The organism is uncultured Citricoccus sp., from assembly GCF_937871995.1.
GTDB lineage: Bacteria > Actinomycetota > Actinomycetes > Actinomycetales > Micrococcaceae > Citricoccus.
In genome coordinates, this window is record NZ_CALMQR010000133.1 from 45,317 (window position 1) to 58,003 (window position 12,687).

Here is a 12,687-nt window from a genome sequence, read left to right on the forward strand (position 1 = left end):
ACCCATGCCCGCCCCCTCCCATCCCCAGCTCGCCGCCGTCGGGACGGTGCTGACCGCGGACCTGCTGGCCGGCATCCGTGACCGGGCCGCCGGTTTCGACGAGGCCAACGCCTTCCCGCACGAGGACCTCCGGGCACTGGCCGCCGCCGGATACCTCGGCGCGCTGGCGCCCACCGGCGCGGGCGGACTGGGCTGGGACCTCGCGACCGTCGTCGCCGCCCAGCGGGTCCTGGCCATGCACTCCCCGGCCACGGCGCTGGCCGTGAACATGCACCAGATCTGGAACGGCGTGGCGTCCGTCCTGGCCCGCCGGGGTGACGACTCGTTGTCGTTCGTCCATCGCGAGTCGGCCGCCGGGGAGGTCTTCGCCTTCGGCATCTCCGAGGCGGGCAACGACGCCGTGCTGTTCGACTCCGACACGGTCGCCGAGCCCGTGGGCGACGGGTCCTACCGCTTCACGGGGACCAAGATCTTCACCACCCTGTCCCCGGCCTGGACCCGGCTGGGGGTCTTCGGCAAGACCCCGGACGGCGAGCAGCTGGTCTTCGGCTTCCTCGACCGCACCGCACCGGGCTGGAGCGCCGACGCATCCGCCTGGGACATGCTCGGCATGCGGGCCACCCACTCGCACACCACTCGCCTCGAGGGGGCGCCGGTCCCGGCCGAGCGGATCGTGCGGCACATCCCCACCGGCCCGAACGCGGACCCGCTGACGTTCGGCATCTTCGCCTCCTTCCTCACCCTGGTGGCCGCCGTCTACACCGGGATCGGGGACCGGGCGGTCGAGCTGGCCGTGCAGAACCTGGGCCGGCGCACCTCGAAGGTCACGGGTCAGGCCCTGTCGCAGGATCCGGTGCTGCGCTACAAGACCGCGGAGGCGTCACTGCGCCAGCTCGCGGTGGACGCCCAGCTGCGCTCGGTCGCCGCTGACCTCGACGCCGGCGCGGACCTGGGCGCGGAGTGGTTCCCCCGCCTCGTGGCCGCCAAGACCCTGGCCGTCCGCACGGCGAAGGCCCAGGCGGACTTCGCCCTCGAGGCCTCCGGTGGGGCGTCCTATCATCGCGGCAACGAACTGTCCCGGATCTACCGTGATGTCATGGCCGGGGTCTTCCATCCCTCGGACGACGAGTCCGCGCACACCACGCTGGCGAACTTCATGCTCGGCCCGCTGGAGTAGGGGAGCAGGTCAGGCCGGCAGCGTGGACTGCACCCGGATGATCCGCCGCCGCATCCAGTACCGGCGGGTGCCGCCGCGGTAGAGGATCGTGCGCTGCAGTTCCCACTTGCCGTACTCGGCGTGCTCCACCACCCGGCGCCGGGCCTCGGCGAGCGAGTCCCGGGGGGCGACCGTCATCACGAGGTACTCCCAGTTGTTCCGCCGGCTGATCGAGTCCAGTCCGCTGGTCAGCTCGCGTTCCTGCATGGTTCTCCTCCCGGTTCCGACACATGGGGCCCCAGACGTGAAAACCCTATGCCAGACCTCGAGCGAGCGGCTACCGTGGGGGCCATGAGCATCGATCCGCGCGTGGCCCTGGAGGCCCTGGTTTCCGCATTCCAAGAGCATCTGGCGGCCGCGACCGGCAAGCGTGACGATGACGATCCCGCGGTCGAGGCGGCGTTCTTCAGTGTGGCGGACGCCTTCGAGGCGTACGAGGACGCGCTCTATGCGGCGACCGGTGAGTTCACGCCGCTGGACGTCTACGACGATGACGAAGACGACGACGACAGCGACGACGCGCTGGAGGACGAGGACGACCTCGAGCCCATCGACTGATCGACCGGACCGCCGGGCCCCTCGTCCCGGGGGATGATCTTCCCCACGCCGCGACGCCACGGCAGGGTCGCGGGCCCGGTCAGGACCCGGTGGTGCCGTAGGGTTCTCTGATGTGAACTGGTTAGAAGCGATCATCCTGGGGCTGGTCCAGGGACTGACGGAATTCCTCCCCATCTCCTCCTCCGCCCACCTGAGGATCGTCGGGGAGTTCCTGCCGGGGGCCGCAGACCCGGGCGCCGCGTTCACCGCCATCACGCAGATCGGCACCGAGCTGGCCGTGCTGATCTTCTTCTGGAAGGACATCGTCCGGATCATCTCCCGGTGGTTTCGCTCCCTCACCGGCTCCGTGCCCCGCAACGATCCCGACGCCCGCATGGGCTGGCTGATCATCATCGGCTCCATCCCGATCGGCCTCGCCGGACTGCTCTTCGAGGACTACATCGACACCTCGTTCCGCTCGCTGTGGATCGTGGCCACCACCCTGATCGTCTTCGGCCTGCTGCTGGCCGTGGCCGACTCCCTGGGCCGCCAGGTCAAGCCGCTGGAGAAGCTGACCGTGCGCGACGGCATCCTCTACGGACTCGCCCAGATGATGGCCCTGATCCCGGGGGTCTCCCGGTCGGGCGGGACCATCACCATGGGCCTGGCGCTGGGGTACACCCGCGAGGCCGCCACCCGTTACGCCTTCCTGCTGGCGGTGCCGGCGGTGTTCGCCTCCGGGTTCTACAAGCTGTTCAAGGCCCTCGCCGAACCGGGCCAGCAGGGCGCCTACGGAATGGGGGAGACGTTGGTTGCGACGGTCGTCGCCTTCGTGGTGGGCTACGTCGTCATCGGCTGGCTCATGCGCTTCATCTCCACCAACTCGTTCAAGCCCTTCGTCTGGTACCGCATCGGCCTGGGCGTGATGCTGTACATCCTGCTCGGCCTGGGTGTCATCAGCGCCTGACCGCCACCCACCGTCCGAAGAGCCTGTCCTGAACCCCGAGAAGCTGAGGAACACCGAGCCCCACATGGAATCCTGGAACACGCCGCTGCCGGCACTGCTGCCCGTCCAGCCCGACCGGTTGAAGATCCACGACACCGCCGCGCAGTCGCAGCGCCACCCCGGGAACCTCGCCGAGGCCTCCCTGTACGTCTGCGGCATCACCCCCTACGACGCCACCCACCTGGGCCACGCGAACACCTACGTGGCCTTCGACCTGCTGAACCGGTACTGGCGCGCCTGCGGCCTGCCGGTGACCTACGTGCAGAACGTCACCGACGTGGACGACCCGCTGCTGGAGCGTGCCGAGGCCACCGGCGTGGACTGGCGCGAGCTCGCCGCCAGCCAGACCGAGCTGTTCCGTTCGGACATGGAGGCGCTCAACGTGCTGGCCCCCGACCACTACGTGGGGGCCACCGAGACCGTGGACTGGGTGGTGGGCGCCGTCGAGGCGCTCGTGGCCAACGGGACCGCCTACACCGTGCCGGGCACGGGCCCAGACCCCGATGGTGACGTCTACTTCTCGATCGAGGCCGCCGAGAGTGCCACGCACTGGACGCTGGGCAGCGTGGGCCGGCTGGACGCCGCCGAGATGGAACGGGTGTTCCCGGAACGCGGCGGAGACCCCGACCGGCCCGGCAAGCGCCATCCGCTCGATCCGCTGCTCTGGCGGGTGGCCCGGCCAGGCGAACCGACCTGGGACGGCGGGTCCCTGGGATCCGGCCGGCCGGGCTGGCACATCGAGTGCTCGGCGATCGCCCGGCGCCTGCTGCCGGTCCCGTTCACGGTCCAGGGCGGAGGGTCTGACCTGCGCTTCCCCCATCACGAGTTCAGTGCCGCCCACGCCACGGCCGGAGACGGCAAGCCGCTGGCGCAGGCCTTCGTCCACGCCGGGATGGTCGGACTGGACGGGGAGAAGATGTCGAAGTCCCTCGGCAACCTCGTCCTGGTCTCCGAGCTGCTCCGTTACGGTGCGGAGGCGGCCGCCATCCGGACAGCCCTGCTGGCCAACCACTACCGCAGCGACTGGGAGTGGACCGATGACCAGCTGAGCCGCTCCACCGAACGCCTGTCCCAGTGGCGGCGGGCGCTGACCGCCGAGGAGTCCGGCGACGGGGTGTCCGTACTGACCGCGATGCACCGCTGCCTCTCGCAAGACCTCGACGCGCCCGCGGCCCTGGCGGAACTCGACGCCTGGGCCGACCGTGCCGCCGCCCGCGGCACGGTCGGTTCCGCCCCTGCCCCGGGGCCGGCGACCCCGGACGTGCGGACCGTCGTCACCTCCCTGCTCGGGATCCAGCTCTAGGCTCCCCCGCCGCCCGCAGCCGGGTCCGGGAACCTCAGTGTCACGCCCTGCTCCAGCGGGGTGTCCGCCGAGGACCCGCCCACATGGACCCGGTAGCGGCCGTCGGGCGTGGTCCATGCGCCGTCGGCCCAGTTCTCGAGGAACTCGGGGTCGGTGGGCGCGAAGTAGGAGAAGGGGTGGTTGGAGTCGGCCACGCCGATCCGCACCGAGACCTGCGTCCGCTCACCCGGCCGGAGGGTGACCTTCTCGAAGCCGACCAGGCGCTTCGCGGGCTGACCGGCCTCGTCCGGCAGGGTCAGGTAGACCTGGGCGGCCTCCGCGCCGGTCACCTCGCCGGTGTTCGTGACCGTGAAGGAGACGTCCAGGCCGCCGTTGCCGTTCACGGGGCCCACCCGGAGCCCGTCGTAGGCGAACGACGTGTAGGACAGCCCGTGGCCGAAGGCGAACACCGGTTCCTCGTCATGGGCCTCGTACCAGCGGTAGCCCATCTCCAGGCCCTCGGTGTACCGGGCGATCAACTGGTCGGAACCGTCACCGTAGGGACCCGGGCCGCCGGGCTTCCCGGTGTCCTGGCGGGTCCCGGGGTACTGTTCCCGCGTGGCGAAGGCCGCCTCCCGTTCGGTGGTCCCGAACGTCATCGGGAGCTTGCCGGAGGGGTTGACCTCGCCGTAGAGCAGGCCGGCCACCGCGTTGCCGTCCTCCATGCCCGGGAACCAGGCCTCCAGGACGGCGGGGACGTCGTCCAGCCAGGGCATGATGACCGTCCCGGAGGTCTTGAGCACCACGGCCGTGTTCTCGGCGTTGGCGTCCAGGACGGCCTCGATCAGCGGTTCCTGCTCCACCCAGTCCTCACCGTCCCGGGAGGGGTCGAGGTCGATCGGGGGGAAGCCGAGGGTCTGCCGGTCCACGGTCTCGTGGGGGTTGTCGCCGATCATCAGCAGCACCACGTCGGACGCCGCGGCCAGCTCGGCGGCCGCCTGCGGGTCCCGGCCGTCGTCGTAGGTGACGCGGGTGTCATGACCGAGGTCGGTGATGACGTTCTCCAGGCCCTCCTGGGGGGTCACCGTGTAGGCCGTCTCCACATTCTCGTTGTTGTCCCGGACGGACCGGGGGGACAGCTTCGCCTCACCGGCGAACCACTCCACCCCGATCAGGGCGATCGAGGTGGTCTCGCCGTCCAGCGGCAGGAACCCGTCCTCGTTCTTCAGCAGCACGGCACCGGACTCGGCCATCCGCCGGGCGCTGGCGCCGTTGGCGTCCAGGTCCACGATCTCCGGCCGGAAACGGTCATAGGGCTCGTCCATGTGGCCGTACCCGATCATCTCCACGTACCGCGGCCGGAGCAGCTCGTCGATGTCGGCCTCGGTGACCGCCCCGGCGTCGATGGCGGCCTTGACCCTCGCCGGGGTGTAGTACTGCGGCGCCCAGTCGAGTTCGACGCCCGTCCCGGCCGTGACCGCGGCGGCGGTGTCATGGATCGCCCTCCGGTCGCTCATGACCCAGCCGTCGAAGTCCCAGTCGTCCCGCAACGCGTCCTGGAGCAGCTCGGGACTGTCACAGGCGTAGGTGCCGTTGACGTCCGGGAACGAGCACATCACGGACGCCGGGTCGGCGTCCTGCACGGTCATCTCGAACGGCATCATGTAGAGCTCGTTCATGGCCTGTGCGGGGACCTGGACGCCCATGGTCCACCGCTCGGTCTCCTGCTCGTTGCCGGCCAGGTGCTTCACCTGGGCCTGGACGCCCTCGCCCTGGATGCCCCTGACCTGTTCGGTCGCGAGGCTGCCCGTGAGGTACGGGTCCTCGCTGAAGTACTCGTAGTTCCGGCCCCCGTAGGGGTGGCGCACCAGGTTCATGCCCGGGCCGAGCATGACCTGGTGGGCGAACGCCTTGGTCTCCTCGCCCAGGATGCGCCCGGCCTCGAGGTTGAGGCCGCGGTCGAAGGTCGCCGCCAGGGCGAGGGTGGAGGGAAGGCCCGTGGCCTGCGGGTCGTTGCCGCACGAGCCGCCCTTGACGCCCGTGCCGCCATTGGTCATCCGGACGGTCGGGATCCCCAGTTCGTCGATGCCGCGGATCTGCCGCCCCGTGTCCTGCCACTCACAGCCCGGCAGGGTGCCCTGGGGCGGGAAGACGCCGTTCTGGTAGGCATTGTTCCCGCTCCGGTTGATGACCACCGGATCACCCGTGTCGTTCTCGTTGAAGCGCGAGACGGCGATCTGCTGGATCTTCTGGTCCAGCGTCATCGCGTCCAGCAACGCCTCCGTGCGGTCCTGGGCCGTGCGCCGGGGGTCCAGCCAGGGCCTGTCCGTGATGGCGGGCGGGGCCGCCAGGCCGCCGCCGGTCGTCAGGACCGCCGCGCTGACGAGCGCCGTAGCGCCCAGGATCGTCCGTCGTGCCGTTGAGGTCTTCACTGTCATGCAGCTCCTTGACGACCACCGGTCGCCGGATGTGCCCTGGTCCGCTGCGGGTGTGACCGCGGGGCGGGACGAGGGCAGAAATGGAGGCCCGGGAGATGCCGGTGACGGGAGGGGGTGAGGCCGAGGTCCCGGGTCGGCTGGGGGATGGTTCTCGGTCTGGAGAGGTGTTCCGCCCTCGAGAACCGACAGCGCGTCAGCGCGCTGCGATGATGGGTGAGCCCTTCTCGTCGATGCACCTGGACGACTGCCCCTGAGACGGCATCGACACCGGCCTGCGCGAGGATCGGACCCGTGACCGGGAGGATGCCGATGGCGTGTTCCGGTCCTCGCCGGAACCCTACCGCCGGTGGCTGCCGACCCGCCAGCCCTGCGGCGGGATCAGTCCTGGCGCCGCCGGCGCAGGTACCGCTCGAACTCCCGGGCGATCGCCTCGCCCGTGGCCTCCGGAAGGTCCTCGGTGTCACGTGCCCGTTCGAGCTGCTCCACGTAGGCGGCCACGTCCGGGTCCTCACCGGCCAGCTCGTTGACCCCGCGTTCCCAGGCCTGGGCGTCCTCGGCGAGCGGCTTGAGGTCGATGGTGAGCTGGAGAATGTCCTCCAGCCGGCGCAGCAGCGCCAGCTCGGCCTTCGGCGAGGGGGCCTGCGAGACGTAGTGCGGGACGGTGGCCCACACCGAGACCGTCGGCAGGCCCGCCCGCGCGGCGGTGTCCGTGATGACCCCGACGATTCCGGTGGGTCCCTCGTACGTGGGGCGCCGCGCACCGAGCAGTTCACGCAATTCGGGATCGGCGCTGGACGGCGAGGCCGGCAGCGGCCGCGTGTGGGGCACGTCCGCCAGCAGTGCCCCGAGCATCACCACCGCGTCCACGTTCTGCTCGGCCGCGTGGGTCAGCAGCTCCGCGGTGAACGCCTGCCAGCGGTAGCTGGGCTCGGCCCCGCTGACCAGCAGCAGGTCGACGCCGTCCGGCCCGGTCGTGGCGCGGTACATGCGGGTCTGCGGCCAGGACAGCGTGCCGAGGCCGTCGGCGTCGCGCACCACGGTGGGACGAGTGAACTGGTAGTCGTAGTAGTCCCCGTCGGTCAGGGAGCCGGCGGACGAGGCGCCGAGCTGTCGCCGCAGCAACTCGATCGCGTCGGTGGCGGCCTCGCCGGCGTCGTTCCAGCCCTCGAAGGCGGCGACGAGGATCACCGGCCGACGCCCGGAGACGGACCCGGCCAGGTGGTCGGGAAGCCCGCGGGGGTGGTTCCTGTCGTCCTTCTTCTCGTCCTGCGCCATGACAGCCACCCTAGACCCGTGCGTCAGGGCCGTGCCAGACGTGAGCCTGCCGCCCCGCTGCCGTGCGCCCCCGTAGACTGGAGGCCATGTCCACCCCTGATGAGGCCGCAGGCCGGCGCCGTCCAGACGCGATGCCCGCCGCCGTGTTCTGGGACATGGACGGCACCATCGTGGACACCGAGCCCCTGTGGAACGAGAGCCAGCGGCGCCTCGTGAAGGACGCCGGCGGCACCTGGACGCACGCCCTCGCGCAGTCGCTGGTGGGCCAGGCACTCGACCACGGCGCCCGGTTGCTGCAGCAGGCCGGGGTGCGCCTCGGCGTGGAGGAGATCATCGGCCACACCATGGGCGATGTCATCGACGGCATCAAGCGCTCCGTCCCCTGGCGTCCGGGCGCCCGCGAGCTGCTCGCCGCACTGCGCGCGGCGGGCGTGCCCAGCGCCCTGGTGACCATGTCCCACGCGCCGCTGGCCGGCGTCGTCGCCGCGGCCATGCCCGCGGGGTCCTTCGAGTTCCTGGTCACCGGAGACATGGTGCTGCGCGGCAAGCCCCACCCGGAGCCGTACGCCACGGCCTTCGACGTCATGGCCCGCCGGGTGGACGGGCTGCAGCGACCGCGGTGCGTGGCGATCGAAGACTCGTTGCCCGGCCTGGAGTCCGCCGCCGCGGCGGGACTGCCGGTCGTGGCCGTGCCGCACGTGATGCCCCTGCCGGCCGATCCCCGCTGGGAGCACTGGACCTCGCTGGCCGGACGCCTCCCGGCGGACCTGGGACGCGTGGCCCGCCAGATGGCCGGCGGTCCGGACCGGCCCCTGGCACCCGTGGCCGGCGGCCCGCACGGAAGCACCCCGTGACCGGGCCCGCCCGGGCCGCCGGTGCGGACACCGGTCCGCAGCGCAGCGGCATGCTCCGGCTGGGACGACTGCTCGGCGTCCCGGTCTACCTGTCCTGGAGCTGGTCGCTCATCGCCCTGTTCGTCGTGCTGCTGTTCGGTCCGCAGGTCGCCCGGCTCTTCCCCGAGCTGGGCTGGGGAGCCTACGGGATCGCGTTCCTCTACGCCGTCCTGCTGCTGTTCTCCGTCCTGGCCCACGAGCTCGCCCACGCCGGCAGTGCCCGCCTGTTCCGCTGGCCCACCACGGAGATCGTGCTGAACCTGTGGGGCGGGCACACCCAGTTCGGGGCCTTCCAGGCCAGCCCGGGCAAGTCCCTCGTCACGGCCCTGGCCGGACCGGCGGCCAACGTGGTGCTGGCCCTGGCCGGCCAGCTCCTGATGGCCACGTGGCAGCCGGACGGCGTCGCGAGCCTGCTGCTGGGCATCTTCACCTACGCGAACTGGCTGGTGGCGATCTTCAACGCCCTGCCGGGGCTGCCGCTGGACGGCGGGCGCATCGTCGAGTCCGCCGTGTGGGCGATCACCGGCGACCAGGACCGCGGCACCATCGCCGCCGGCTGGGCCGGCCGGGTCATCGTGGCGGCCCTGGTGGTCGCCGTCGTGGTGGTGCCGTTGCTGCAGGGCAGGCAGGCGGACATCCCCCTGATCGTCATCCTCGTGATGGTCGGCTACTTCCTGTGGACCGGTGCCACGGAGGCGATCCGCGGGGCGCAGCTGAGACTGCGGGTTCCCACCCTGACCGCGGCCCAGCTCATGCACCCGGCCGTCGGCCTGCCGGCCACCGTCACCGTGGCCGAGGTCCTGGACCGTCCGGCCGGTGCCCGCGCGGTCCTCGTCTCGCCCGCGGGAGTGCCGGAGGCCGTCGTCGACGAGCCGGCCCTGGCCTCGGTCCGGGACACCGAGGCGCCCGTCGTACCCGCCGCGGCCGTGGCGCGGGCGCTGGCGCCGGGAGCCATCGTGCGCGCCACCGACGCCGGCCGTCCCCTCGTGGACCGGCTCGCCGCGGTGGACGGGGCCGAATACGCTGTACTGGCTCCCGACGGCACGGTGTGCGGCGTCCTGCGCCAGCCCGACGTCGTCGCGTGGCTGACCACGGGCCGCACGCGCTGAGACACCGGCCACACCCCTCCACCAGGAAGACCCGCAACGCATGACCGACTCCACCAGCCCGTCCACCGCCCGGCCCGGACCGACCGGCGCCTCCGAGCGCCGCGGCCCGCTCCGGCCCGGACAGCGGGTCCAGCTCAAGGACGCCAAGGGGCGGCTGAACACCATCACGCTCACCCCCGGCGGCCAGTTCCACAGCTACCAGGGGGTGCTGCGCCACGACGACCTGCTCGGCGGCCCCGACGGGGTGGTGGTGCAGAACTCCGCGGGCCACGACTACCAGGTGCTGCGGCCGCTGCTGAGCGACTTCGTGCTGTCCATGCCCCGCGGGGCCACGGTGGTGTACCCCAAGGACGCCGGCCAGATCGTCCAGATGGCCGACATCTTCCCCGGTGCGCGGGTGGTGGAGGCCGGCGTCGGTTCGGGCGGGCTGTCGATCTCCCTGCTGCGGGCCGTCGGTGACCTCGGCGAACTGCACTCCTACGAACGGCGCCCCGAGTTCGCGGACGTGGCCCGCGCCAACGTCCAGACGTTCTTCGGCGGCGAGCACCCGGCGTGGCAGATCCACCTGGGCGATGCCCAGGAGGAGATGACCCGCGTGCACGCCCCGGGCAGCGTGGACCGCGTGGTGCTGGACATGCTGGCCCCGTGGGAGTGCCTGGACGCGGTGGCCACCGTGCTGACCCCCGGCGGGGTGTGGCTCAACTACGTGGCCACCGCCACCCAGCTGTCCCGGGTCGCCGAGGCCATCCGGGCGGACGGCCGGTTCACCCAGACCGAGGCCTCCGAGACGATGGTGCGGGGCTGGCACCTGGACGGCCTGGCCGTGCGCCCCGACCACCGGATGGTGGCCCACACCGGGTTCCTGATCACCTGCCGGCGGCTGGCCTCGGGCGAGGAGGCCCTGCAGCTGAAGAAGCGGTCAAAGGTCTCCGAGTTCTCCGCCGAGGACATCGAGGCCTGGCAGCCGGCCGACGAGTCCCGCTGGACCCCCCAGGCCCTGGGGGAGCGACCGGTGACGGACAAGAAGGCCCGGAAGGCCGCCAAGGAGGCCGCCTCCATGGAACAGCGCGGAGCGCTGCGCCACCTCGAGGACCTCTGAGGGACGAGCCCGGCCCGTCGCGCCTAGGATGGACGGGCAAGGCCGACGGGGCACCCGCCCTAGCCCCTCGACCGGAAAGGCACTCGTGAGCGATTCCCTGCCCGGCACCGGCGCCGAGAGCGCGGTGGACCCCGCCCTGGCCAGCCAGCTGGACGCCGCCAAGCGCCGCTCGGCCACCCTGGTGGAGAAGAACCGGACGCTGGAGTACCAGCTGGAGACGGCCTCGCGGAACAACCGCCGCATGGTCGACCTGCTGGAGACCACCCGCGACGAGATCACCGTGCTGAAGAAGGCCCTGGAGATGGACGGGGAGGCGCCGTTCAGCTTCGCGACCGTCCTGCAGGTGCACCCGGCCCGTGAGGCCGTCGAGGGCGTCGAGATCGCCGCGACGGTCCAGGGCGGGGTGGACGTGCTGCACAACGGCCGCCGCATCCGGGTGGCGGTCTCGCCCCTGCTGGACGAGGCCAGGATCACCCAGGGCTGCGACGTGCTGCTCAACGACTCCCTCGTGATCGTGGCCGTCGTGGAGGGGGAGCGCACCGGCGAGCTCGTGCGGGTCAAGGAGACCCTGGACGGGGGGCTGCTGGTGGTCGTCGGCCGCGGCGACGAGGAACGCGTGGTCCGCCGGGCCGAACGCCTGGTCGCGGAGCGGGTCCGGGTCGGCGACGCCGTCACCCTGGACGCGCGCACCGGGTACGCCCTGGACCTGGTCCCGCTCACCGAGGTCCAGGACGTGGTCCTCGAGGAGGTGCCCGACGTCAGCTACGAGGACATCGGCGGTCTCGGCGAGCAGATCGAGCAGATCCGCGACTCGATCGAGCTGCCCTTCCTGCACCCGGGCCTGTACCGCGAGCACGGCCTCAAGGCGCCCAAGGGCATCCTGCTCTACGGCCCGCCCGGCACCGGCAAGACCCTGATCGCCAAGGCCGTCGCCTCCTCGCTGGCGGCGCGGTCCACGGAGGAGGCGCGGTCCTACTTCCTCAACATCAAGGGCCCCGAGCTGCTGAACAAGTACGTGGGCGAGACCGAACGGCACATCCGCACCATCTTCGCCCGCGCCCGGGAGAAGGCCTCCGACGGCTATCCGGTGGTGGTGTTCTTCGACGAGATGGAGTCCCTGTTCCGCACCCGCGGCTCCGGGATCTCCTCGGACGTGGAGACCACCATCGTCCCGCAGCTGCTGGCCGAGATCGACGGCGTCGAACGCCTCGACAACGTGATCGTCATCGGTGCCTCCAACCGCGAGGACATGCTGGACCCGGCGATCCTGCGGCCCGGCCGGCTGGACGTGAAGATCCACGTCTCCCGGCCCGACGCCACCGGTGCGGCGGACATCTTCAGCAAGTACCTCACCACCCGGCTGCCCCTGCACGCCAGCGAGATCCAGCGCACCGGGGGGCGCCAGGCCGCTGTCGACGCCATGATCGAGGCCGTCACGGCACACCTCTACGGCCGCGGACCGGAGACCGAGTACGTGGAGGTCACCTACGTGGACGGCAGCACCCGCACCCTGCACTTCGGCGACTTCGCCTCCGGGGCCGTGATCTCGTCGATCGTGGACCGTGCCAAGAAGCACGCCATCAAGGACTACCTCGCCGCCGGCCGGGACGAGACCGCCAAGGGCCTGACCACCGGTCACCTCCTGCAGGCCGTCCAGGAGGAGTTCGCCGAGCAGGAGGACCTGCCGAACAACGCCTCCCCGGAGGAGTGGGCCCGGATCGCCGGGCACCGCGGCGGCCGCGTGGCCTCCCTGCGGATGCTGGTGCGCGACCGGTTGCCCTCCGCCGAGGACCACGGTGACGGCCGGTCCCCGGGGGCGACGGAGTGAGCCA

Annotated in this window: 11 protein-coding genes; 8 read left to right on the forward strand and 3 right to left on the reverse strand. The window is 71.6% G+C overall.

The window, feature by feature from the left end; all coding sequences use genetic code 11:
* Positions 1 to 4 precede the first annotated feature (4 nt).
* Positions 5 to 1,177, forward strand: coding sequence for an acyl-CoA dehydrogenase family protein (locus Q0283_RS15580; protein WP_183525955.1), 1,173 nt, complete (start codon positions 5 to 7; stop codon positions 1,175 to 1,177).
* Positions 1,178 to 1,186: 9 nt separating this feature from the next.
* On the opposite strand, the gene Q0283_RS15585 is transcribed toward Q0283_RS15580, so the two are convergent.
* A complete protein-coding gene (locus tag Q0283_RS15585; RefSeq protein WP_010142684.1) occupies positions 1,187 to 1,423 on the reverse strand; it encodes a DUF5703 family protein in 237 nt (78 codons plus the stop codon).
* A gap of 84 nt (positions 1,424 to 1,507) precedes the next feature.
* On the opposite strand from Q0283_RS15585, the gene Q0283_RS15590 reads away from it, so the two are divergent.
* From Q0283_RS15590 to mshC, 3 genes are all read left to right on the forward strand, one after another.
* The gene (locus Q0283_RS15590; protein ID WP_183525958.1) at positions 1,508 to 1,774 is read left to right on the forward strand and encodes a hypothetical protein; all 267 of its coding nucleotides are present in this window, start codon (positions 1,508 to 1,510) and stop codon (positions 1,772 to 1,774) included.
* Between the two features lie 112 nt (positions 1,775 to 1,886).
* Positions 1,887 to 2,720, forward strand: coding sequence for an undecaprenyl-diphosphate phosphatase (locus Q0283_RS15595; RefSeq protein WP_183525961.1), 834 nt, complete (start codon positions 1,887 to 1,889; stop codon positions 2,718 to 2,720).
* A 64-nt stretch (positions 2,721 to 2,784) separates the two neighbouring features.
* Positions 2,785 to 4,062 carry a cysteine--1-D-myo-inosityl 2-amino-2-deoxy-alpha-D-glucopyranoside ligase gene (gene mshC / locus Q0283_RS15600; RefSeq protein WP_183525963.1) on the forward strand — a complete coding sequence of 426 codons (1,278 nt, stop codon included), beginning with the start codon at positions 2,785 to 2,787 and terminating at the stop codon, positions 4,060 to 4,062.
* Here the strand turns inward: mshC and Q0283_RS15605 are convergent.
* Entirely contained in the window at positions 4,059 to 6,479 is a 2,421-nt protein-coding gene (locus tag Q0283_RS15605) for a beta-glucosidase (protein ID WP_183525966.1), read from the reverse strand. The genes mshC and Q0283_RS15605 overlap by 4 nt on opposite strands.
* Before the next feature lie 378 nt (positions 6,480 to 6,857).
* Positions 6,858 to 7,754 carry a PAC2 family protein gene (locus Q0283_RS15610; protein WP_010142690.1) on the reverse strand — a complete coding sequence of 299 codons (897 nt, stop codon included), beginning with the start codon at positions 7,752 to 7,754 and terminating at the stop codon, positions 6,858 to 6,860.
* A gap of 86 nt (positions 7,755 to 7,840) precedes the next feature.
* On the opposite strand from Q0283_RS15610, the gene Q0283_RS15615 reads away from it, so the two are divergent.
* From Q0283_RS15615 to arc, 4 genes are all read left to right on the forward strand, one after another.
* Positions 7,841 to 8,608 carry an HAD family phosphatase gene (locus Q0283_RS15615; protein WP_298045468.1) on the forward strand — a complete coding sequence of 256 codons (768 nt, stop codon included), beginning with the start codon at positions 7,841 to 7,843 and terminating at the stop codon, positions 8,606 to 8,608.
* Positions 8,605 to 9,756 carry a site-2 protease family protein gene (locus Q0283_RS15620; RefSeq protein ID WP_183525970.1) on the forward strand — a complete coding sequence of 384 codons (1,152 nt, stop codon included), beginning with the start codon at positions 8,605 to 8,607 and terminating at the stop codon, positions 9,754 to 9,756. The genes Q0283_RS15615 and Q0283_RS15620 overlap by 4 nt, the downstream gene beginning before the upstream one ends.
* A 40-nt stretch (positions 9,757 to 9,796) precedes the next feature.
* Positions 9,797 to 10,855, forward strand: coding sequence for a tRNA (adenine-N1)-methyltransferase (locus Q0283_RS15625; RefSeq protein ID WP_010142693.1), 1,059 nt, complete (start codon positions 9,797 to 9,799; stop codon positions 10,853 to 10,855).
* Positions 10,856 to 10,940: 85 nt separating this feature from the next.
* Positions 10,941 to 12,683, forward strand: coding sequence for a proteasome ATPase (arc, locus tag Q0283_RS15630; protein ID WP_298045470.1), 1,743 nt, complete (start codon positions 10,941 to 10,943; stop codon positions 12,681 to 12,683).
* Positions 12,684 to 12,687: the final 4 nt, after the last annotated feature.